Annotated in this window: 19 protein-coding genes and 1 tRNA gene; 9 read left to right on the top strand and 11 right to left on the bottom strand. The window is 60.2% G+C overall.

The genetic code is table 11. The annotated features are described in order from the left end of the window. The first annotated feature begins 137 nt into the window (after positions 1–137). The 4 genes from HTT03_RS08950 to HTT03_RS08935 all read left to right on the top strand — a co-directional run bounded on the left by HTT03_RS08950 (position 138) and on the right by HTT03_RS08935 (position 2,562). Positions 138–212, top strand: a tRNA-Val gene (locus tag HTT03_RS08950). 76 nt (positions 213–288) lie between these two features. Further along, complete coding sequence (gene ykgO, locus HTT03_RS08945) at positions 289–414, top strand: type B 50S ribosomal protein L36 (RefSeq protein ID WP_005850168.1); 126 nt, start codon at positions 289–291, stop codon at positions 412–414. 128 nt (positions 415–542) lie between these two features. Beyond that, positions 543–1,418: a glutathione-dependent disulfide-bond oxidoreductase gene (yghU, locus tag HTT03_RS08940; protein WP_174859503.1), complete on the top strand. Its 876-nt coding sequence runs from the start codon at positions 543–545 to the stop codon at positions 1,416–1,418. A 127-nt stretch (positions 1,419–1,545) separates the two neighbouring features. Further along, a complete protein-coding gene (locus tag HTT03_RS08935; RefSeq protein WP_174859502.1) occupies positions 1,546–2,562 on the top strand; it encodes a Fe(3+) ABC transporter substrate-binding protein in 1,017 nt (338 codons plus the stop codon). Positions 2,563–3,006: 444 nt separating this feature from the next. Here HTT03_RS08935 and HTT03_RS08930 read toward each other — a convergent pair whose 3' ends face one another. From HTT03_RS08930 to HTT03_RS08890, 9 genes are all read right to left on the bottom strand, one after another. Continuing rightward, the gene (locus HTT03_RS08930; RefSeq protein ID WP_174859501.1) at positions 3,007–4,677 is read right to left on the bottom strand and encodes an ABC transporter permease; all 1,671 of its coding nucleotides are present in this window, start codon (positions 4,675–4,677) and stop codon (positions 3,007–3,009) included. 54 nt (positions 4,678–4,731) lie between these two features. Continuing rightward, complete coding sequence (locus HTT03_RS08925) at positions 4,732–5,958, bottom strand: phenylacetate--CoA ligase family protein (protein WP_174859500.1); 1,227 nt, start codon at positions 5,956–5,958, stop codon at positions 4,732–4,734. Positions 5,959–6,041: 83 nt separating this feature from the next. After that, complete coding sequence (locus tag HTT03_RS08920) at positions 6,042–6,878, bottom strand: ABC transporter ATP-binding protein (protein ID WP_174859499.1); 837 nt, start codon at positions 6,876–6,878, stop codon at positions 6,042–6,044. A gap of 66 nt (positions 6,879–6,944) precedes the next feature. Further along, positions 6,945–8,225 (bottom strand): ABC transporter substrate-binding protein, encoded by a 1,281-nt coding sequence (locus HTT03_RS08915; RefSeq protein ID WP_174859498.1) that lies wholly within the window; start codon positions 8,223–8,225, stop codon positions 6,945–6,947. A gap of 79 nt (positions 8,226–8,304) precedes the next feature. Next, entirely contained in the window at positions 8,305–9,381 is a 1,077-nt protein-coding gene (locus HTT03_RS08910; protein ID WP_174859497.1) for a branched-chain amino acid ABC transporter permease, read from the bottom strand. Between the two features lie 153 nt (positions 9,382–9,534). Then, complete coding sequence (locus tag HTT03_RS08905; RefSeq protein ID WP_174859519.1) at positions 9,535–10,524, bottom strand: branched-chain amino acid ABC transporter permease; 990 nt, start codon at positions 10,522–10,524, stop codon at positions 9,535–9,537. 56 nt (positions 10,525–10,580) lie between these two features. Beyond that, positions 10,581–11,399 (bottom strand): ATP-binding cassette domain-containing protein, encoded by an 819-nt coding sequence (locus tag HTT03_RS08900; protein WP_174859518.1) that lies wholly within the window; start codon positions 11,397–11,399, stop codon positions 10,581–10,583. A 44-nt stretch (positions 11,400–11,443) separates the two neighbouring features. Next, positions 11,444–13,414, bottom strand: coding sequence for an AMP-binding protein (locus HTT03_RS08895; RefSeq protein ID WP_174859496.1), 1,971 nt, complete (start codon positions 13,412–13,414; stop codon positions 11,444–11,446). A gap of 160 nt (positions 13,415–13,574) precedes the next feature. After that, entirely contained in the window at positions 13,575–14,000 is a 426-nt protein-coding gene (locus HTT03_RS08890; RefSeq protein WP_174859495.1) for a c-type cytochrome, read from the bottom strand. Positions 14,001–14,135: 135 nt separating this feature from the next. Here HTT03_RS08890 and HTT03_RS08885 point away from each other — a divergent pair, with 135 nt between their 5' ends. Both HTT03_RS08885 and HTT03_RS08880 read left to right on the top strand, forming a co-directional pair. Then, positions 14,136–16,046, top strand: coding sequence for a PAS-domain containing protein (locus HTT03_RS08885; RefSeq protein WP_174859494.1), 1,911 nt, complete (start codon positions 14,136–14,138; stop codon positions 16,044–16,046). Next, the gene (locus tag HTT03_RS08880; protein WP_174859493.1) at positions 16,043–16,759 is read left to right on the top strand and encodes a response regulator transcription factor; all 717 of its coding nucleotides are present in this window, start codon (positions 16,043–16,045) and stop codon (positions 16,757–16,759) included. Before HTT03_RS08885 ends, HTT03_RS08880 begins: the two co-directional genes overlap by 4 nt. 7 nt (positions 16,760–16,766) lie before the next feature. Here HTT03_RS08880 and HTT03_RS08875 read toward each other — a convergent pair whose 3' ends face one another. Continuing rightward, complete coding sequence (locus HTT03_RS08875) at positions 16,767–17,960, bottom strand: Zn-dependent hydrolase (protein WP_174859492.1); 1,194 nt, start codon at positions 17,958–17,960, stop codon at positions 16,767–16,769. Between the two features lie 102 nt (positions 17,961–18,062). Next, positions 18,063–20,828, bottom strand: a complete 2,766-nt coding sequence (gene fdhF / locus HTT03_RS08870) for a formate dehydrogenase subunit alpha (RefSeq protein WP_174859491.1) — start codon at positions 20,826–20,828, stop codon at positions 18,063–18,065. 160 nt (positions 20,829–20,988) lie between these two features. Between fdhF and HTT03_RS08865 the strand changes: the two genes are divergently transcribed. Genes HTT03_RS08865 through HTT03_RS08855 form a run of 3 tightly spaced genes read left to right on the top strand, consistent with a single transcriptional unit; the run spans position 20,989 to position 23,335 of the window. Further along, the gene (locus tag HTT03_RS08865) at positions 20,989–21,639 is read left to right on the top strand and encodes a histidine phosphatase family protein (protein ID WP_174859490.1); all 651 of its coding nucleotides are present in this window, start codon (positions 20,989–20,991) and stop codon (positions 21,637–21,639) included. A 20-nt stretch (positions 21,640–21,659) separates the two neighbouring features. Continuing rightward, positions 21,660–22,283 (top strand): glutathione S-transferase family protein, encoded by a 624-nt coding sequence (locus HTT03_RS08860; protein WP_174859489.1) that lies wholly within the window; start codon positions 21,660–21,662, stop codon positions 22,281–22,283. Next, entirely contained in the window at positions 22,280–23,335 is a 1,056-nt protein-coding gene (locus HTT03_RS08855; protein WP_174859488.1) for a saccharopine dehydrogenase, read from the top strand. The genes HTT03_RS08860 and HTT03_RS08855 overlap by 4 nt, the downstream gene beginning before the upstream one ends. Position 23,336 lies beyond the last annotated feature (1 nt).

Raw genomic sequence — 23,336 nt, 5'->3', positions numbered from 1 at the left:
CCTCTAAGTCGAACATAGCGTGTTTATTCCGCGTCAAAAGCCCTTGATCCTCCCGCCGACTCCTTTTATAGGACCCAAACGGCGCGAAATTTCGCGCCCCATTTTTGTTTGGGGTCGATTTTGAAACGTCGTTAAGTGGGTGATTAGCTCAGCGGTAGAGCACTTCGTTGACATCGAAGGGGTCACTGGTTCGATCCCAGTATCGCCCACCATTTATTCATCGACCCGCCTTGGCGGGTTGCCCGCAACCCAGGCGCTGGCCCGCGCCACGACATGAGGAGACCACCTATGAAGGTTCGCAATTCGCTCCGCTCGCTCAAGAATCGGCATCGCGATTGCCGTGTTGTGCGTCGCAAAGGCCGCGTTTACGTCATCAACAAAACGCAGCGCCGGTTCAAAGCCCGTCAGGGCTGAGCTTCGCAGCAATTCGATTTAAAAGGCCGCTCCCTTTCGGGGCGGCCTTTTTCGTTGTGGCTTAGCGGTTGCAACACCCGCACAAAGCCCCAACTACTGTGCAGACCCGAAGAATAAGGAATTTTAGAATGTCGGACTTTTCCGAGTACACCCCCCCAAAGGTTTGGACATGGGACGCAGAAAGCGGCGGCAAATTCGCCAGCATCAACCGGCCCATCGCCGGGGCGACCCATGACAAGGACCTGCCCGTGGGGGACCATCCCTTCCAGCTTTACTCGTTGGCCACGCCCAACGGGGTGAAGGTGACGGTGATGTTCGAGGAGTTGCTCGCCGCCGGGCATAAGGGTGCGGAATATGACGCTTGGCTGATCGATATTTCAGAGGGCGATCAATTTGGTTCGGGCTTTGTTGAAGTGAACCCGAACTCCAAGATCCCGGCGTTGATGGACCGTTCCGGCGATACGCCGCAGCGGGTCTTCGAATCAGGGTCGATCTTGCTTTATCTGGCCGAGAAATTCGGCGCCTTCCTGCCGCAAGATCCCGCGCGTCGCACCGAAGCGCTGTCCTGGCTCTTTTGGCAGATGGGCAGTGCGCCCTACCTTGGCGGCGGCTTTGGCCATTTCTATGCCTATGCGCCCGAAAAGTTTGAGTACCCGATCAACCGCTTCGCGATGGAGGCCAAGCGCCAGTTGGACGTGATGGACAAGCATCTGGCAGAGCACGACTATTTTGCTGATGAATATTCCATCGCCGATATTGCGATCTGGAGCTGGTATGGTCAGCTGGTCCTCGGACGGCTTTATTCTGCAGCAGAGTTCCTTGATGTGGCGTCCTACAAAAACGTCATGCGGTGGGCAGAAAAGATCGATGCCCGCCCTGCGGTGACACGAGGCCGAATGGTGAACCGCGCCTTCGGTGATGACCTGTCGATGCAGTTGCATGAACGCCATGACGCCAGCGACTTTGACACCAAAACCCAAGATAAGATTGCTAGCACAAGCTGATTTCCGCGCCCCGGCCCAAGCGGCCGGGGGCTTCCCGACTAAATTGCTCGGAATTGGTTGCGGAGCCGCGCGAAATCTGTTTCTTACTGTTTCAGTCGAGTTAATTCTTCACGGAACAGGATCCAAAATGACCCTTTGCAAGACCTCCACTGCCGTAGCCGCTTTGATGTCGCTGGCCCTGCCCGCGCTGGCCGACGGCGAGCTGAACCTCTACTCCTCGCGCCACTATGACACCGACGAGCGGCTTTACACCGACTTTACCGAAGCGACCGGCATCACCATCAACCGCATTGAAGGCAAGGCCGACGAACTGCTGGCCCGTATGGAAGCCGAAGGTGCCAACTCCCCCGCCGACGTCCTGCTGACCGTGGACACAAGCCGTCTGAAGCGTGCAAAGGACATGGGCCTGCTGCAAGCGGTCGAGAGCGAGACACTTGAAGAGCGCATCCCCGCCAACCTGCAAGACGACGACAACCAGTGGTTCGGCCTGTCCCAACGTGCGCGGATCATCTTCTACAACAAAGAAACGCTCGACAATCCACCCGCGACCTACATGGACCTCGCCGACCCGGCCTACAAAGGTCAGGTCTGCATCCGCTCGTCCACCAACACCTATAACCAGACGCTGCTGGCCTCCATCGTAACCCATGAGGGCGAAGAAGCCGCGACCGAATGGGCGCAGGGCGTGGTCGACAACATGGCCCGCGCACCGCAGGGCGGCGACACCGACCAGCTGCGCGGCATCGTGTCGGGCGAGTGCGACATCGCGGTCTCCAACAGCTACTACTTCGCCCGCGCGATCCGCACCGATGTGGACGGCGTTTCGGCTGAGATCGACAAGATCGGCCTGATCTGGCCGGACCAAGAGGGCAACGGCGCGCATATGAACCTCTCGGGCGGTGGCGTGGCCAAGAACGCGCCGAACCGTGAGAATGCGGTGAAGTTCCTTGAGTATCTCGCCTCTGATCAGGCGCAGCAGTATTTTTCAGCCGGTAACGATGAGTTCCCAACGGTGGAAGGTGTTGAACTGGCCGACAGCGTGAAGCAATTGGGTGAGTTCAAAGCCGATGACGTGAACCTGTCGGACGTGGCCGAGAACATCGGCACAGCGCAGAAGATCTTCAATACCGTCGGCTGGGAATAATCCGAACGACAATCGAGCAGGAGGCGGGCATTCGAGCCCGCCTTTTTTTATGCGCGGCAGTATCTCACAAGGGCGATGCCCGGCGGCACGGCGCGCATCGCACTCCCTTCCCAGTAGGGCGATTTTGTAAGGTCACATCAGAATGCAACCCTCGCGGGCCCTGCGCATTCCGTCAAAAAAAATTAAATAGCCTATCGCCCCCCAGGGACGGCGCTGCCCTCATCGTACCCCGGCCCGGGACAAGCCGCAGGCGCCGGGCCATCGCCTGCCCGTTCCGTTACGCCAAAGGCGTGCCGATCAATAACGGCGCACCTCTGGTGCGACGGGGAGGCGATTTGGTGAGGCTGGGTGCGACCTCACGGACACACATCATAGCTGAAAGATAAAGTGGCACAAAGGCACGTTAGGATCGCCACACCACGGGCAGGCGCTGGCCCTTCCGCGCTACCGCTGACGCCCCACCTGGCGACAGATCAAGATTACCGGCAGCAGCCCCATCGCCACGATCACCAAGCTTGGCACCGCCGCCCCGTTCAACCGTTCATCACTCGCCAACCGATACGCCTGTACCGCAAGCGTATCATAGTTAAACGGTCGCATGATCAGTGTTGCGGGCAGTTCTTTCATCACATCGACAAAGACGATCAGCAACGCGGTCAGCAGACTGGGCGCGAGGATCGGCAAATGCACCCGGCGCAACGTCCCTAAGGGCGTCTGTCCCAGCGACCGGGCCGCGGCGTCCATATTCGCGTGCACCATCGCTTGCCCGCCTTCATACGCCCCAAGCGCCGCGGCGAGGAAACGCACCAGATAGGCCAGCACCAACAGCCAAATCGACCCGGTGATCAGCAAGCCCGTCGAAATGTCAAAGGTTGCCCGCATCCACGCATCCAGCGCATTGTCAAAGGCTGCGAAGGGCACCAGCAGGCCCACCGCAATCACTCCCCCCGGCACCGCATAGCCCAACCGCGCCACATAGGCCGCAGTCTGCGAGACACGTCCGGGCCGCAGCCGCCGAAAGAACCCCACGCTGATTGCCGCCAACACCGTCAAGATGGCGGCAACGCCCGCCAATGTCACCGAGTTGCGCATGAACCCGAGGTAGCGCGGGCTGAACAGGCTCTGCTCTGAGTTCATCCCCATGGTCACCAGAATGATCACTGGCAGCACCGCGCCAAAGAGCACCGGCACGCCGCACAACACGATCGCCGCCGCTGCTTGCCAGCCTTTCAACTCCGACGGTGGTGCTGACTGGGTGCGCCGCGCCGGGTCGTGGTATTTCGCCTTACCGCGTTGCGCCCGCTCCAGCATCGCCAGCAACAGCGCAAAGCTCAGCAAGCAAAGCGCCAGTTGCGCGGCAGCGGCGCGGTCGAACATGGAAAACCAACTGGTGTAGATGCCGGTGGCAAAGGTCTGAACGCCGAAATAGGCCACGGTGCCAAAATCCGCGATGGTCTCCATCACCGCCAGCAAGACGCCCCCTGCAATGGCCGGACGTGCCAGGGGCAGGCTGACTTTGAAAAACGCGGCCCAAGCGCTCGACCCAAGGGCGCGCGCCGCGAGGAAGGTCGTCCCGCTTTGCTGCAAAAACGCGGCGCGGGCGAGCAGGTAGACATAAGGGTAAAGCACCAGCACCAGCATCGCCGCAGCCCCGCCCAGCGAGCGAATCTCAGGGAACCAGTAATCGCGTGGCCCCCATCCGGTTACATCGCGCAGCGTGGCCTGCACGACGCCGGGATGATCCAACACATGGGTATAGGCATAGGCCAGCACATAGGCCGGGAACGCCAGCGGCAACACCAGCGCGATCTCCAAGAATTTCGCGCCGGGAAAGCGGGTCATCGTAACCAACCACGCGGCCCCGACCCCGATAGAGAATGTCCCCGCAGAGACCAGCAGCACCAGCAACAGGGTGGTGAGCGTATAACGGCCCAAGACCGTCTCGATCAAATGCTGCACCGTTTCAGTGCCACCGCTCAACGCCGCGATCAACACCGCCAGCATCGGCAGCGCACAGAAGGCCGCGACAGTCAGCGCCACGGCAGAAAGCGCGCGCAGCCCGTCGCGGGCGCGGGGCGGTTGGGTCGTATCGGAGGGGGCAGCATTCAGCGTCATGCGCCCTATTTCGACCATTTCACTCGGAAATGCCAGAGGGCGCGACGCTGCGCCTCAGTCGTAGCTGCGCTGATCCTCGATCACCATGCCATCCCGCGGCAAAGAGCCGGGCGGGACCAGTTCGATCTTGCCCTTAAGCTTGAGCAAATCCGCGACGGATTTCGCGTAGCTGTCCTGATCCGTGCCGGTGGTTTCGATCTGCACGGTCATCACATCCGTCTCACCTTCGCGGCTGGCGATGACGCGGGCCTTTTCGATCTCAGGGTGTTGGGCCACAAGTGCCGCGACTTGTTCAGGCCGGACAAACATGCCTTTAATCTTGGTGGTTTGATCCGCGCGGCCCATCCAACCCTTAATGCGGATATTCGTACGGCCACAGGGGCTTTCGCCCTCCAACACGGCGCTGAGGTCACCCGTCGCGAACCGGATCAGCGGATAGTCAGGGTTTAGCGTGGTGACCACGACCTCGCCTACTTCGCCGGGCGCAACCGGGATGCCGGTGCCGGGGGTGACGATCTCGACAATCACATGCTCATCGACAATCAGCCCCTCCATCGCGGCGCTTTCATAGGCGATATTGCCCAGATCGGCGGTGGCATAGGATTGCAGGCAGGTGATGCCGCGCTCTTGGTAATAGGCGCGTAGGCTGGGGAACAGCGCCCCGCCACCGACGGCCGCCTTGGTGATTTTCAATTCGACGCCCATGGCATCGGCTTTTTCAAGAATCACCTTCAGATAGTCCGGCGTGCCCGCATAGGCCGTTGAGCCCACATCCCGCGCCGCCGTCACCTGAAGCTCCGTCTGTCCGGTGCCCGCAGGCAGCACCGTCGCTCCCACCGCCCGCGCGCCGCTCTCAAAAATCATGCCCGCCGGGGTCAGGTGATAGCCAAAGCAGTTGTGCACCACATCCCCCGCCGCGATCCCCGCCGCATGCAGGAACCGCCCCATGCGCCACCAGTCGGGATCGTTGCTCGACGGCTCATAGATTGGGCCGGGGGACTGGAAGACATGGGAGAATTCCTGCACCGGCTTGGTCGTAAAGCCGCCAAAGGGCGGCTGGCCTGCCTGCGCCTTGCTCAGTTCAGATTTGCGCAGCACCGGCAGGTCGGCCAACGCTTCGGCAGAGGTGATCTGTGACGCATCCACGCCCTTAAGCGTGTCGCCATAGCCCGGCAGTGCTTGTGCGCGGGCGATCTGTCGCGGCAGCGCCTCGGCCAGATCGGCGGCCCGTTGGTCGGCGCTGCGGGTTTCCAGATCGTCGAAATGGGGCTTGGTCAGCATCCCTGTCACTTTCCTGCTATGGCATCACTGGAGAGGGCATAGGCCCGCTCATGTCTCGTCTTGGGTCTTGTTGTTGTCTGGGCTTAGCTCAGCCAGCGTTTGCGGCGGCGGTAACTGCGCACGTCGCGAAAGCTCTTGCGGCCTTCGTCGGACATGCCGAGGTAGAATTCCTTCACATCTTGGTTCTCGCGCAGGTCTTTGGCAGGGCCGTCCATCACGACGCGCCCGGATTCGAGGATGTAGCCGTAATGGGCAAAGCGCAGCGCCACGTTGGTGTTCTGCTCCGCCAAAAGGAATGTCACGCCCTCCTGCTCGTTCACCGATTTCACGATCTCGAAAATCTGCTCTACCAGCTGCGGCGCGAGGCCCATCGACGGTTCATCCAAAAGGATCGTTTCCGGCCGGGACATCAACGCGCGGCCAATGGCACACATCTGCTGCTCGCCGCCCGAGGTATAGCCCGCCTGCGAGCGACAACGTTCTTTCAGACGGGGGAAATAATCATAGACCATCTCAAGATCGCGCTGGATCGCGGCATTGCCGTCTGCACGGGTATAGGCGCCGGTTAACAGGTTCTCTTCGATGGTCAGGTGTTCAAAGCAGTGCCGGCCTTCCATGACCTGCACGACGCCCTTCTTCACGGTCTCGGCGGGATCTTGATGTTGGATCGGACCGCCACGGTATTTGATCGAGCCTTTGGTGACCTCGCCCCGTTCCGACGCCAACAGCCCCGAGATCGCCTTGAGCGTCGTCGTCTTGCCCGCGCCGTTGCCGCCCAGAAGCGCGGTGATGCCGCCCTTGGGCACGTTCAGGCTCACGCCCTTCAGCACGAGGATGACGTGATTGTAGATCACCTCGATATTATTGACCTCAAGCAGGTTTTCGACTGCGACGTCATTGGTATTGGCAGCATCCAGCATGGGAATGACCTCTCTTAAGGCTTGGAAGGTCCCCGGCCACCCGAAGGGCAGCCGGGGGTGTCGCGTTTAGCAGTTGCCTTCGATGGCGTTTTCATCCGCGTAGGCTTTGCTGTCCTCTTCGATCAGCGGCTGGATGACCTCTTGGTCAGACTGCATGAAGTCCGACACGAGGTTCCATTCTTTGGCTTCTGCGTCCCACTGGGTCACAGCCACGAAACCTTCGCCGCCGTGGTTTTCGCAAGAGACGCTGAACTCGGGGCCGAAGTCAGGCAAGCCAAGCTCGGCCATCTTCTCTTCGGTGATCTCAAGCTGCTCCATCCCGTCGCGCATCTGGCCGCCGGTGATGTCGGTCACACCGTGGATTTCCTGCGCGGTTTTGGCAGCCTCAGCCACCAGCATCGCAGCATAGAGACCCCGGTTATAGAGCACCGAGCCCACCTGATCGCCCGCGCCCGCTGCTTTGCCCGTGTCGATCACGTGCTTTTGCAGATCATCATAGAGCGGATAGTCGGAGCCGACGTTGTGGAATGTCAGTGCCTTATAGCCGTCCGCTTTTGCACCCGCCGAGAGCACGTCGTTTTCGGAACCGGACCACCAGATGCCAATGAACTTGTCCATCGGGAAACGGATGTTGGCGGCTTCCTGAACCGCGACTTGGTTCATCACGCCCCAGCCGTACATGATCACATAGTCAGGCTTGTCGCGGCGAATTTGCAGCCACTGCGATTTCTGCTCCTGACCGGGGTGATCGACCGGCACTTCTTTCAGCTCGAAACCGTGCTTCTCGCTCAGCTCTTGCAGCGTGCGGATCGGCTCCTTGCCATAGGCAGAGTTGTGGTAGACGAGCGCAATCTTCTTGCCCTCAAGGCTGCCGCCTTCCTGCTCCATGATGTGCTTTACGGCGACCGAAGCACCATCCCAGTAGTTCGCAGGGAAGTTAAAGACATGGCTAAAGACATTGCCGTTCTTGGCCGAGGTCCGGCCCAGACCGGAGGTCAGCATCGGGATGTCATCGGCGGTGACTTTAGGGATCAACTGATAGGTGATGCCCGTCGAGAGCGGCTGATACACCAGCGCGCCGTCACCCTTGGTGGATTCGTAACATTCCACGCCCTTCTCGGTGTTATAGGCGGTCTCGCATTCCGGCACGCGGATGGTTTCGCCACCGATGCCGCCGTCACGCTCGTTCAGCAGCGTGAAGTAATCGGCATAGCCATCGGCAAAGGGGATGCCGCCCGCAGCATAAGGCCCTGTGCGATAGCTCAGCGATGGAAAGACAAGGTCTGCCATCACGGGGCTTGCGGCCATCAGGCCAGCTACGGCCAGTGTTCCCAGTTTATATTTCATCGGTGTTTCCTCCCTTGGATTGTCCGACTTGGTTGTGGGCCGGGTTTCCTCCCCCCGCCTCTATTTTCATGGCCCCCGCTTAGTGCGGGAAGGGCCACAATCTCAGTTTTTCCTTGGCGACGCGCCAGAGTTGGGCAAGGCCATGCGGCTCGGCAATTAGGAAGACGATGATCAGCCCGCCTACAATCACCAGCTGCAAGTGCGCCACGATGTCTGTGGGCCAGCCGAGCCAGTCGACGCCGACGATCTTGAGCAAGACCGGCAGCAGTACCAGGAACGCCGCCCCCGCAAAGCTGCCAAAGATGCTGCCCAAACCGCCGATGATAATCATAAAGAGCACGAGGAACGATTTGTTGATGCCAAAGGCTTCGCCAACTTCGACCGCGCCGAGGTAGATCGAAAAGAACAACGCGCCGGAGATGCCGATAAAGAAAGAGCTCACCGCAAAGGCCGTCAATTTCGCCCGCAGCGGGTTCACTCCGATGATCTCGGCCGCGATGTCCATGTCGCGGATCGCCATCCATTTGCGCCCCACTGATCCGCGCGTCAGGTTGCGTGCCACCAGTGCGGAGCCCACGGTGAAGATAAGGCAGAACATATAGGTCGCCCAGGCTTCGGTATTGGGGCCAGTGATCAGGATGCCAAAGGTGTCCCGCTCTGGCGCGCTGATTTGGCCGGAAGCGGAGTAGTTGTAGAACCACGGCACCCGGTTAAAGAGCCACACGAGGAAGAACTGGGCCGCCAACGTTGCCACAGCGAGGTAGAAGCCCTTGATCCGCAAGCTCGGCAGGCCAAAGAGCGCCCCCACAGCTGCCGTGATCACCCCGGCGAGCAGGATGTGGATGAACATGCTCACATCCGGCATCGCGGTCATCAGCTTGTAACAGGAATAGGCCCCCACCGCCATGAAACCGCCGGTGCCAAGGCTCACCTGCCCGCAATAGCCCACGAGGATGTTCAGCCCGATCGCCGCGATAGCGTAGATCAGGAAGGGCAGGAACAGCGAGTTTACCCAGTAGTCATTAACCATAAAGGGAATGACAAAGACCGCGACGAACAGCACCAGATAGTAGCGATACCGGTCGAACTTGATCGGGAAGGTCTGCTGGTCTTGGGCGTAGGACGTGTTGAAATCGCCTGCTTCACGATAGAACATTAGACTGATTTCCCTTCTGCGATAGTCATTTGCACCGTCCCGTAGGGTGCGCGCTTGCCGCGCACCGCACCGATATCGAACCCTGTATCAATCCGGGGCTTCGCCCTTTGAACAGGCGAAACTGTCCCCCGGACTGTTTCCGGGTAGCCTGTATCAAACCCGTTCAATGATCTTCTCCCCAAACAGGCCCTGCGGGCGGAAGACGAGGAAGACGAGCGCCAGCATATAGGCGAACCAGTTCTCGGTCGCGCCACCGAGGAAAGGTGCGCCGATCAGGAACTCGAACAGTTTCTCGCCCACACCGATGATCAGCCCGCCAACAATCGCGCCGGGAATCGAGGTGAAGCCGCCCAGCATCAGCACCGGCAGCGCTTTCAGCGCAATGAGCGACAGTGAGAACTGCACGCCCGACTTCGCACCCCACATGATGCCCGCGACCAGTGCGACAAAACCCGCGAGCGACCAGACCAAGATCCAGATAAAGTTCAGCGAAACCCCGACCGACAGCGCGGCTTGGTGGTCATCCGCCACGGCGCGCATGGCGCGGCCCTGTTTGGTGTACTGCGCAAACATCACAAGCCCGATCACAAGGATCGCCGCAACGATGGAGGCCACAATATCGAGGTTGTCGATAAAGAAGCCGTAACCGGTGGCGTTGAAGGTGAATTCGTCGATCCAGACGTTGATGCCCTGCGGCAGACCCACGTCGAGGGTCTTGATCTCGGACCCCCACATCAGGTCGCCCACGCCTTCAAGGAAATAGGCCAGACCGATGGTCGCCATAAAGAGGATGATCGGCTCTTGCCCCACAAGGTAGCGGAACACGAAGCGCTGCACGCAATAGGCCAGCACGATCATCACGACCATTGTTAGCACGATGGCAAGGAAAGCCGGGATGTGCCAGCCGAAGTGATGCACTTCGGTGCCAAGGATCGCGTTGATCAGATGGCTAAAGGGCACCTGCCCCTCCATGATCCCCACCAGCGTCAGCGCCGCGAACAGCGCCATAACCCCTTGAGCGTAATTAAAAATGCCCGAAGCCTTGTAGATCAGCACGAAACCAAGGGCGACGAGCGCGTAAAGCACCCCGGCCATAAGCCCGTTGAGAAAGACCTCGATTGTAAACGCCAGTTGCTCAGGCATCATTGGCCCTCCCCAAAGTCAGAACGGCTGTGTCATTGCGGGTGATTATGCGGCGCTCAGTCATGGGCCATCCCGAGATAGGCGTCGATCACCTCTTGGTTGTTGCGCACCTCGTCGGGTGAGCCGTCACCGATCTTGCGGCCGTAGTCCATCACGACCACACGGTCGGAGAGGTCCATGACCACGCCCATATCATGCTCAATCAGCGCGATGGTGGTGCCGAATTCATCGTTCACGTCGAGGATGAAGCGGCTCATGTCCTCTTTTTCCTCAACGTTCATGCCGGCCATCGGCTCGTCCAGCAGCAGAATCGTCGGCTCAGCAGCCAAGGCGCGCGCCAGTTCGACGCGCTTTTTCAAACCGTAGGGCAGTCGTGCGACTGGCGTCTTGCGGATCGCCTGAATCTCCAGAAAGTCGATGACCTTCTCAGCAATTTCGCGGTTTTCAATCTCTTCGCGCTCGGCTTTGCCCTTCCAAAGCGACTGCGCCAGCAGGCCGGATTTCATCTGCGTCAAACGGCCCGTCATCACGTTGTCGAGCACCGACATGCCCTCAAACAGCGCGATGTTCTGGAATGTTCGGGCAATACCCTGCTGCGCCACCTGATAGGGTTTCATCGGTGGGCGGCGCGCGCCCTTGTACCAGACCTCGCCCTCCTGCGGCACGTAGAAGCCGCTGATCACATTGAGCATAGAGGACTTGCCTGCCCCGTTCGGCCCGATGATCGCGCGGATTTCGCCCTCGCGGATGTCGAAGGAAATGTCCTTGATCGCTTCCACACCACCGAAACGCAGGGTGATGTTTTTCATCTCCATCACCGTGGGGCCAATGGTGCGGCCGTCGTCGGTGACATAGCTGTCAGCCTGATCTTTCACGCTGTCCCTTTCCATAGTTCCCGCCTGTCCGGCGCTGGCCGCGCTCATTCCGCTGCCATCTGGTGGCTGGTCGGCTGCACGGCAGCCTCACGAATTTCGAGCGTCGCCTTGATCGAGCCTTTGCGGCCATCCTCATAGGTCACTTCCGTCTCGGTGCTGACCTGTTTGGAGCCGTCGTAGAGGGCGGTGATGATGTCGGCGTATTTCTCTTCGATGATCTTGCGGCGCACTTTGCGGGTGCGGGTGAGTTCACCATCATCGGCGTCGAGTTCTTTGTGCAGCACAACAAAGCGATGCACCTGACAGCCCGAGAGCATCTCGTCCTCGGCAACCGAGCGGTTCACCTCCTCCACATGGCTTTGAATCGTGTCCATCACCTGCGGATGCCGCGCCAGTTCCTGATAAGACGCATAGCCGATGTTGTTGCGCTCGGCCCAGTTGCCCACCGCCGTGAGGTCGATATTGATGAAGGCGGTACATTCCGTGCGCTGATTGCCAAAGACCACGGCTTCGAGAATGTTGGGGAAGAACTTCAGCTTGTTCTCCACGTATTTCGGCGCAAAGAGCCGCCCATCGGCCATCTGACCCACATCCTTGGCGCGGTCGATAATGCGCAGGTGGCCGCTGCTTTCTTCGATGAAGCCCGCATCGCCGGTGGCGACCCAGCCTTCGGCATCCTTGGTGTCGGCGGTGCTTTCGGGGTTCTTGTAATACTCCACAAAGACGCCGGGCGAGCGGTAGAACACCTCGCCATTGTCCGCGATTTTCAACTCGACGCCGGGGCAGGTCACGCCCACGGTATCGCTGCGCACCTCGCCGTCAGGCTGGGCGGTGATGAACACCGTCGCTTCGGTCTGGCCGTAGAGTTGTTTGAGGTTAATACCAAGCGAGCGGTAGAAATCGAAGATCTCCGGCCCGATCGCCTCGCCCGCCGTGTAGCCCACGCGCACGCGGCTGAACCCAAGCGTATTCTTAAGCGGGCCATAGATCATCAACTCGCCCAACGCATATTTCGCACGGTCCATGAACGACACTTTCTTGCCGTCCAGAATGGCGGGGCCAACCTTGCGGGCATGGGCCATGAACGTGTCAAAGAGCCATTTCTTGAACCGGCTCGCGTCTTCCATACGGATCATGACGGAGGTCAACTGTGTTTCAAACACCCGCGGCGGGGCGAAGTAATACGTCGGCCCGATCTCGCGCAGGTCGACATGCATCGTGTCCGCGCTTTCGGGGCAGTTGGTGCAAAAACCGGTCCAAAGCGCTTGACCCACTGAGAAGATGAAATCACCAACCCAAGCCATCGGCAGATAGGCGAGGATCTCGTCCGTGCGCTTGAGGTTGTCGAACTCCGAAGAGGATTTCGCCGTCTCGATAATATTGCGGTTGCTCAGCACCACGCCCTTTGGCTTGCCGGTGGTACCGGAGGTATAGAGCATCACGCCGGTTGAGTCGTAATTCAGCTTGGCCTGACGGGCTTCCAACTCTGCGATATGCTTCTCGCGGTTGGCGCGGCCCATCTCTTGAACGGCGGTATATTGATCAAGCTTGGAATGGTCGTATTTGCGCAACCCGCGGGGGTCGAGATAGATCATGCGCTCGAAGTCAGGCAGTTGGTCCTGCACTTCGATGATCTTATCGACCTGCTCCTGATCGCCCACCACGGCGAGGCGGGCGCCGCAGTGACCCATAACATAGGCCATCTCTTCGGCATTGGCGTCTTGATAGAGCGGCACCGGCACGGCCCCGGCCATTTCAGCGGCGATCATCGCCCAGTACAGATAGGGACGGTTGCGGCCAATGACGGCGACGAAATCACCTTCGTCCAACCCCAGTTCCAAAAACCCAAGCGCCAGCGCCTCAACCTCGTCGCGGGTCTGCGACCAGGTCCAACTCTGCCAAATCCCGTATTCTTTCTCCCGATATGCGGGAGCGTTTGCGAACTCTTTTGCGTTGCGGTGCAACAGCGCCGGAACGGACTGAGGTCCGTCGGCACGCTTCAGCGGCTTAGCCAAATTGTCTTCCTCCCATGCCCGCCCTCCCGGCGGGGTCGATCGCTTGTGCGATTCTTCGATCACTCAAGTGACGTTATCTTTTTTGTGAAGGTCAACTTTTTCCTGATCTTTTCCGAATCCTAACGAATTGTTACAAGCCGCGTCGCCGCTGCCCGATCGCCTAGTTTATCCCGTTCGCCCGCTGTAGTTCGCGTACATATGCTATGATGGTTTTGACCTCTGCCGGGGTGATCCCCGCGACGGGCGGCATGTTTCCAAAAGACCAATGATGCTGCCGCACGCCGTTGGTTGCCGCGACCATAAAGGCGCCATCGCCGTGGTGGCTGGGCTCATAAACCTTGTGGATCAGGGGCGGGCCGCTGCCTTCGCGTCCGGCAGCGTTATCTCCATGACAGGCCGCACATTTGGCCTCGAAAGCCCGCTGCCCCACCTGCGCCTGAGCGCTGAGCTTCTCTGGCAGGGTGACAGAAACCATCGCCGCGCCTGCTGTCGGAGCCTTTGCAGCCTCCTCTTCAGCCCCCTGCCACCAAATGTAACCCAGAGCCACCACCGCCGCTACTGCTGCTATGCCGATTGCCTTTTGCATCTTTCGTCCTTGTTATTGCCTTCAGGTGCTGGGCGCTTCTGCCCCCTTCCCGCGCAAGAAGGTCAAGCACGAAGCTGCGGCGGCTCTTTGCCTTTTCGCTGCACGGTGTTAGCCCTGAATATGGGGGGAAAAGCGATGCAAATCACGGACGAACAGACCAAAGCGCTGACCCATGCGGGGCTGAACCTGATTGCACAGGCGCTGACCATCTATGACAGCGACCTGCGGCTTGCGGTCTGTAACGCGCCGTTCCAATCGATGTTCGATCTGCCTGATGCGCTGGTCACCCCCGGCGCCCCGTTTAAGGATACCGTTCGCCACCTTGCCGAAACCGGTGAATATGGTGAGGTTGCAGATATCGATGCTTTTGTCGCGGAGCGTGTCGAACAAGCTCGCGCCTTCGTGCCCCATTACATGGAGCGCAGCCGCGCCAATGGTCGCACCATCAGCGTTGAAGGGTCTCCCCTGCCGCAAGGCGGCTGGGTTACCGTCTATACCGATATCACCAATACAAAACGGCAAGAGGCGTTGCTACGTGCGCGCTCTGACGCGCTGACCGATCAGGTGCTGTCGCACGCAGAACAGCTTGCCGCCACGAACCGCCAGTTGGAGGCGACGATCACCGCGCTCGAAGAGGCTAAGCGACAGGTTGTCGAAAGCGAAGCCCGTATGCGACTTACGACCGAGATGATGCCCGCGCATATCGCTCATGTCGACGAAAATGGCCGTTACATCTATTCCAACCGCCGCCTGAGCAGCGTAATGCCCGGTCGACCCAGCAATATCATGGGCCTTCATATCCGAGTGGCACTGGGCGATGCGGCTTACGGGCGGATTAAACCTGCGCTGACCAAAGCCTATACCGGCGCGCCGTCAGTGGTGGAGTTTACCGATGATGCCTCTGCCCGCCGCATCCGCGCTGCCTTTACCCCCGATGGGCGCGGCGGCGTCTATATCCTGTCGATGGACATTACTGAGGAAACCCAAACCCGGGTCGCCCTGCAGCAAACCCTGAAACGCGAGACAGCCTCGCGCATGATCTCCGGGCTCGCGCATGATTTCTCAAATCTTTTGACGATCATTCTTGGCATGCAATCGAAACTGGCCCGCCTACCTGATCTCTCGCCACAGGCTAGCGACTTGATCGAGGGCACGCTTGCAGCGGCACGGCGCGGGGGTAATCTGCTCAGTTCCATCGCCGATGTGACCGAGCCGCGCGCCCTGCGCCCCACCGCCACCGATCTGGCGGGTCTGCTTAATGAGCTGGCCACCCTTGCCGCCCCGACCCTGCCGCCAAAATGCAAGCTGGTCGTTCGGAACGACGCCCCTGATGCGATGGTGCTGCTCGACAAGGGCCGCGTCCAAGACGCTTTGCTGAACCTCATCCTAAACGCCCGCGACGCCTGCGGCGCGGCGGGACAAATCACCGTGACGCAGCGCCGGGTGCACGACATCTGGATCGAATGGGTGGTCGAGGACACCGGCCCTGGTTTTTCCCCTTCGGCGCTGGAACGGGGCGTAGACCCCTTCTTTACCACCAAGGGCAGCGAAGGCTCGGGGCTGGGCCTGTCGATGGTCTATGACATGACCAAATCCTCCGGCGGCGACCTGCGCCTGCGCAACGCGCAAGACGGCGGCGCAAGGATCAGCCTGCGCCTGCCCTACCGCGCTGCGGTGCCTGCCACCACCGGGTTGGTTCTGCTGGTGGAGGACACAACAGACATCCGCGCCGTGGTGCGCGACATGCTGATGGACCTCGGCCACTCAGTGATCGAAGCCACCAGCGCCGACGAGGCCACCGCCCTTATCGCGGACCTGCCCGACATCTCGCTGGTGCTGTCAGACATCCAACTAAGCGGCGAAGGCACTGGCATTGACCTTGCCCACCGTCTGGGGCGCAGCCTGCCGATCCTGCTCATGACCTCCCTGCCGGCGGATGATCCACTGTTTCTCAAAGCGCAGAAACTCGCCCCGGTGCTGCGCAAACCCTTCGACAAAGCAGACCTGCAATCACTGATCGCCCCGTTGAAAGCTCCCACATCATGACCCAAGCCCCCGCGACGCGCCCGCTGGTAACCATCCTCGACGATGAGCCTGAAATCCGCAGCATGTTGTCAGACACGCTGGAGGAAGCGGGGTTCGACACGCTCAGTTTTGGCCGCGCCCGCGCTTTTGAAGCGGCTTTGGCCTCGCATACCCCCGATGTCTGCCTTGTCGATCTCAGCTTGCCCGACACGGACGGGCTCACGCTGGTACACCGACTGGCACTGGAACAAGGCGCCATCGTCATAATCATCTCAGGCCGCGCTCAGGTCCAAGACCGGGTCACTGGGCTGGAGCTTGGAGCGGACGATTACATCATCAAACCCTTCGACCCCGCTGAGGTCGTCGCCCGCATCCGCGCCCGGCTGCGCAGCGCCAAACCGACGCCGCAGGCAGGGACCACCGCACGGTTCAACGGTTGGACCGCTCATTTCGACCGCTATGTTCTGCAAAATGCACAGGGCAGCGAGGTGGCCTTTTCCCATGCGGAAGGCGAGGTGCTGCGGCTTTTCCTCGACGCCCCCAAACGCCTGATCAGCCGCGCGCAGATGCAAGAGAGCCTTGGCGGCGTCGCCTCAGAGAGTTTTGACCGGGCGATGGACGTGCGCATCTCGCGCCTGCGCACAAAGCTGGGCGAAGACCCGAAAAACCCGCAACTGATCAAAACGATCTATGGTGCGGGTTATATTTTTCTGGGCGATGTGGATTGGGGCTAGGAAGCGCTCAAAGCGCCGCCACCGCCTTTGCCAAAACCTCAACTCCTGCCACGAGATCATGCTCGTCCGTGTCTTCTTCAAAAGCGTGGCTGATCCCGTTGATCGACGGCACGAACAACATCGCTACAGGCATCAGGCGCGCCACATTGGTTGCGTCATGCAAAGCCCCCGAGGGCATCTTGCGCCACTTGCCCGGCGCCACCGCTTCGGCCCCCTGCGCCAAGGCATCCCGCAGCCGCGCATCCATCGCTACCGGCTCAAGCCCCAGCAGCGTGCCATAGGACAGTTCAATTCCACGCGACTTGGCCACCTCGTCGGCGGTCTCACGAATAATCGTCTCCATCCGCGCCAGACGGTCGCTGTCGCCATCCCGCCACTGCATCGAGAACACGGCTTTGCCCGGCACGATGGACGAGGCATTGGGATGCAAGCTGACATGCCCAATGGTCCAAACCGTGCTCGGCGTCACCACATTGCGCAGCCGGTCATTCAACAGCGTGTTGAACTCCGACACCGCCTGAAACGCATCTTTGCGCAACTGCATTGGCGTGGTGCCTGCATGGTTTTGTTGGCCCGAAAAAGTGATCTTCATGTCGCGGATGCCAACGATATCGCTGACCACGCCGATCTGCTCGCCGCTGCTATCCAGCGTCGGACCTTGTTCGATATGCAACTCAATATAACCGGTGAACTGCGTCGGATCGACCGGACCGGTGACCATATCGCCCATCGCGGCGCGAGCCTCGGCCAAAGACACCCCGGCGTTATCGGTCAGGACATCTGCCGCATCCTGATCCAACTGCCCCGACCAAACCGCCGAGCCTGTTGTTACGCCAAAACGCCCCTCTTCATCCTGAAAGGACACCACGGACACCGCTGGCCCACCAGCCTCCTGCGCTGCCCGCGCCACTTCCAAAGCGGCGATGACACCTAACGCCCCATCAAGCCAACCGCCCTCTGGCTGGCTGTCCGAATGCGAGCCCATCAGGATGGACGGCCCCTCGGCCAAACCAAAAACATTGCCCATCGCGTCGGTCTCTACGCGCAGCCCTGCCGCACGCATACGGTCCGCAAGCCACTGACGCGCCTCAATATCCGCGTCAGAGTAGGCCGGGCGCACCACGCCCTTGCTCACGCCCGCGGCACCAATCGCGCGCAAATCATGCAGGTCTTTCAGAAACCGCGCACCGTCAATCTTCATGTCTTTTCTCTTTCTGGTTCAAAATACGTTAGGGGGTTTGAAGGACGGCGCCCTTCATCCCCTCAAAATCAGGCGACGCACAAGCGCTCCTTTATCCCCGTATCACTCCGCCGCAACCGGTGTGGTAACCGCCTCGACCTTCACCGCCGAGAACTTGAATTCCGGAATTTTCCCATAAGGATCAACCGCCGGGTTGGTGAGGATATTCGCCGCAGCCTCGACATAGGCAAAGGGCAAAAACACCATATCCGGTGCCACGGCCCGATCTTCGCGGGCCATGATCTCAATGCTGCCGCGTTTGGTGCTCAGCCGCACATGCTCGCCCGGTGCCACGCCCAAACGGCGCAGGGTCGAGGGGTGCAGAGAACAGTTGGCTTCCGGCTCCAACCCGTCCAAAACCTTGGACCGCCGGGTCATTGAGCCGGTGTGCCAATGCTCCAACTGTCGCCCGGTGGTCAGGATCATTGGATATTCCGCATCCGGCACATCATCGGGGGCCACAATCGCCGCGGGGGTGAACTTTGCACGCCCCTCAGGCCGGGGGAAGCCATCGCCAAAAACGATTGCTTGGCCCGGATCATCCGCGCTTAGCGACGGGTATGTCACCGCGTTTTCCCGCGCCAGACGCTCCCATGTGATATTGTCGAAGGAGGCCATGTTCAGCTTCATTTCGGCAAAGACATCCGCCGGGCTTTGATAAGACCAATCCAGCCCCAACCGCTTGGCCAGCTCGACCTCAATCCACCAATCCTCACGCGCCTCGCCGGGCGGGGTGACAGCCGCGCGGCCCATTTGCACCTGACGGTTGGTGTTGGTCACGGTGCCGGATTTCTCGGCAAACGCACTCGCGGGGAGGATCACATCAGCGTAATTCGCGGTTTCGGTCAGGAAAATATCCTGCACGACCAGATGATCCAGCTTGGCCAGCGCATCACGCGCGTGATCCACATCCGGGTCCGACATGGCCGGGTTTTCGCCCAGCACATACATCGCCTTGATGTCCCCATCATGCACGGCATCCATGATCTCGGTGACCGTCAGCCCCTTCTCGGCACTGAAATCGCCCGTGCCCCAAACCTCTGTAAAGGCGCTGCGCACGCCGTCATCTTCGACCGGCTGATAGTCTGGCAAGAACATCGGGATCAGCCCAGCATCGGACGCGCCCTGCACGTTGTTCTGCCCGCGCAGCGGATGCAGACCAGTGCCGGGACGGCCCACATGGCCGGTCATCAGCGCCAAGGAGATCAGGCAGCGCGAGTTGTCGGTGCCGTGGATATGTTGGCTGACGCCCATGCCCCAAAAAATCATACCCGCCTTGGCACCTGCAAAGGTCCGGGCCACATCGCGCAACACCTCGGCTTCAATGCCGCAAATAGGCGCCATCTTTTCGGGGCTGAACGCTTTTAGATGGTCCTTTTCGGCCTGCCAATTCTCGGTATAGGCGGCGATATATTGTTCGTCATAAAGCCCTTCTTCGACAATCACATGCATGATCGCATTGAGCATCGACACATCTGTACCGGGGCGGAATTGCAGCATATGGCTGGCAAAACGCCGCAGGCCAACGCCGCGCGGGTCCATGACGATCAGCTTCCCACCGCGTTTGGTGAACTGCTTGAAATAGGTCGCGGCGACGGGGTGGTTTTCGACCGGGTTCGCCCCGATAATAATCGCCACATCCGCGTTTTCGATTTCGTTAAAGGTCGCGGTGACGGCACCAGAGCCTACGTTCTCCATCAAAGCCGCCACGGATGAGGCATGGCATAGCCGCGTGCAGTGATCGACGTTGTTATGGCCAAAGCCCTGACGGATCATTTTTTGAAACAGATAGGCTTCTTCATTGGTACATTTAGCGCTGCCGAAACCGGCCACTTCGCGCCCGCGCCCCTTGAGCCCCTTGGCGGCGAAATCGAGCGCTTCGTCCCATGTCGCCTCGCGGAACACATCGCCCCAGTTGCCGGGGTCGACGTTCAACCCCTTGGCCGGCGCATCGTCGCGGCGGATCAGCGGTTTGGTCAGACGGTGGTCGTGGTGGATATAGTCAAAGCCAAAGCGCCCTTTAACGCAAAGCCGCCCTTCGTTTGCAGGGCCGTTGATGCCTTCGACATATTTGACCTTATTGTCCTTCACCTTGAGCGAAATTTGACAGCCAACGCCGCAGAAGGGGCAAACGCTGTCCACTTCGGAATCGTAATCCGCGCTGTCACCCTCCTGCGCCGCGTCGAGCACTGTGGCAGGCATCAGCGCGCCTGTGGGGCAGGCTTGGACACATTCGCCGCAGGCCACGCAGGTCGACGCGCCCATTGGATCGTCGAGGTCAAACACCGGATAGGCGTCATGCCCGCGCCCGGCCATGCCGATCACATCGTTGACCTGCACCTCGCGGCAGGCGCGCACACAAAGGTTGCACTGGATACAGGCATCAAGGTTCACGCGCATCGCCACATGGCTGTCGTCCAACAGCGGAATGCGGTCTTGCTCTAGCGCGGGGAAACGGCTGGCCTCGACACCGCTTAACGCGGCCATCTCGCGCATATGGCTGGATTTATCATGGGCCACCTCTTGAGCAGGCTGGTCCGTCAGCAGCAGCTCCATCACCATCTTGCGGGCGTTTTCCGCGCGGGCGCTGTTGGTGGTGACCACCATGCCTTCAACAGGCTCACGAATACAGGAGGCCGCCAAGACCCGCTCGCCTTCGATCTCGACCATACAGGCGCGGCAGTTGCCATCGGGGCGGTAGCCGGGGGCTGGTTTATGGCACAGATGCGGGATTTTCAGACCGCGACCCTGCGCGATCTCCCAGATTGTCATGCCTGCTTCGGCCTCTACAGCCTTCCCGTCGAGCGTAAAACGAATTGGTCCCGTCATCACAGCCTCCCCCTGCTTCGCCCTTAACCTATAAGCGAAAAGCTAGGTTGTCAGGGGCCAATCCCGACATGCCGGGTAGAAGAAACGCCCTTGCGCTGCATTGCATTTGAACGGCCCGACAAGCTGGCCTATCACTTAGACGAACAAAGAAAGCACCTGCATGTCCCACATCACCCTGATCCGCCACGGCCAAGCCAATTCCACAGCCAAAGATGAGCTGAGTTATGACCGGCTGAGCCCGCTTGGTCACGAACAGGCCCGGTGGCTGGGCGATCACCTGCGCCATAGCGAAAGCTATCACACGCGGCTTTATACCGGCACGCTGACCCGCCATATCGAGACGGCAGAGGCGATGAACACCGGGCTGGAGCCGATCCGCGATGCGCGTTTGAACGAGCTTGAGTATTTCACCCTCGCCAATCTGCTGGAACAGCAGCACAAGGTGCCCTTCCCCCGCGAAGGTGAATTCGTCCACCACCTGCCGCAGGTGTTCGACTATTGGAAAACAGGCAAACTTGCCGACACACCAGAGACCTACGAGTCCTTTCAGACGCGCGTCGAGACGGCTTTGTCGGAAATAGCTGAGGGCGAAGGCCCGGCTCTGGTGGTCACATCGGGCGGGCTGATTTCTATGGCCATGGCCCAAGCAATGGGAGTGGGCGTGCCCGCCATGGCACGGCTGGCGCTGGCGATCATGCACACTTCAATGCACCGGCTCTTTCCCATCGGCGGCCACTGGTCCCCGGTTTTGTTCAACGCCGTGCCGCATCTGGACAAGCCCGAACGGCGCATCGCCCAAACCCATATCTGATCCCATTAAAAGGTCCCGTTATGCTGAAACTCTATTACGCGCCGGGGACCATCGCGGTGGCGGTTGCGCTCGCGCTTGAGGAGGTGGGGTTGGCCTATGAGCCGATCAAAGTCGATTTCGCCAGTGCCGCGCAAACCAAGCCTGATTATCTGGTCCTGAACCCCAAGGGCCGGGTTCCTGCTTTGGTCACAGATGCCGGGACCGTGCTGACAGAAACCGGCGCCTTGCTTGAGTATATCGCCACAATCGCACCTAAAGCAAAGCTGGTCCCTTCGGATGCGGAACGCGCAGCGCATATGCGCAGTGTGATGTACTATCTCGCTTCCACCATGCATGTCGCCCATGCTCATAAGATGCGGGGGCATCGCTGGGCCGACCAAACCGCAAGCCATGAAGATATGAAGGCTAAAGTGCCGCAAACCATGGCGGACTGCGCGGCCTATATCGAAAACCACGCCTTTCTGGGGGATTACATTGCGGGCGATAGCCTTTCTTTGGCCGACCCCTATCTATTTGTCGTGTCGACATGGCTGGCAGGCGATGGCGTCAACCGCGCAGACTTCCCCCGGCTGGAGGCTTTTGCCCAGCGGATGGAGGCGCGTGACAGCGTAAAGACCCTTCGTGAGAAAGGACGACTGACATGACCCATCTGTGGCTGCGCGCCGAGCAACGCGCGAATGAGACCCGCACCGGACTGACCCCCGAAGGGGCGGCCCAATTGATCGCCGCCGGAATGAAGGTCAGTGTCGAGGACAGCGACAGCCGCGTCCTGCCCACCGCCGCCTATGCGCAAGCAGGCTGCGAGATCGTTCCGGCCTATAGCTGGCCTGATGCGCCACAGAATGCGGTGATCTTTGGCCTCAAGGAACTGCCCGAAGACGGCACGCCCCTGCCACATACCCATATCATGTTTGGCCATGCCTATAAGGGGCAAACCTCTGGGCAGACTTTGCTTACACGCTTCAAGGCAGGCGGTGGCACCCTGCTTGATCTGGAGTATCTGACCGATGACAACGGGCGCCGTGTGGCGGCCTTTGGCTATTGGGCGGGCTTTGCCGGGGCGGCGGTGGCTGTAAAATGTCGCATCGCCCAGCTGCGAGGAGAGGTTTGCGGCCCGGTGCAGCCCTACCCCAACGCCGATGCGCTGACAGCAGCATTGGCCGAGGAACTGGCACAGGTGGACGCCGTAGCAGACCGCGCGTTGGTCATTGGCGCACTTGGGCGCGTGGGCCGGGGGGCTGCTGATCTATGCAGCGCAATGGAAATCCCCGTCACCGGTTGGGACATGGCCGAGACCGCAAGCGGCGGGCCTTTCCCCGAAATCCTCGATCACGCCTATTTCTTCAACTGCATTTTGGCCAATGCAGACACCCCCGCCTTTGTCCGCCCCGATGCGCCCAAGGCCAAGCGCGCTCTGCGGGTCATCGGAGACATCGCCTGTGACCCCGACAGCGCCTTTAATCCGGTGCAGGTCTATGATCGCGCCACCACATGGGACGCGCCCGCCTTGCGCGTCCACGACGATCCGCCGTTAGATGTAATGGCGATCGATAACCTGCCGTCGATGCTGCCGCGCGAAAGCTCGGAGGATTTTGCCAGCCAATTGCTGCCGACACTGCTGAACCAGCCGCAAGGCGACGATCCGGTTTGGCAACGGGCTCATGACCTGTTCAAGCGCCACGTTGCCGAGGTCTAAT

The organism is Sulfitobacter maritimus (assembly GCF_013346665.1).
GTDB lineage: Bacteria > Pseudomonadota > Alphaproteobacteria > Rhodobacterales > Rhodobacteraceae > Sulfitobacter > Sulfitobacter maritimus.
Note: the sequence above shows the minus strand (reverse complement) of the source record. Positions and strands in the feature narration are given on the sequence as shown.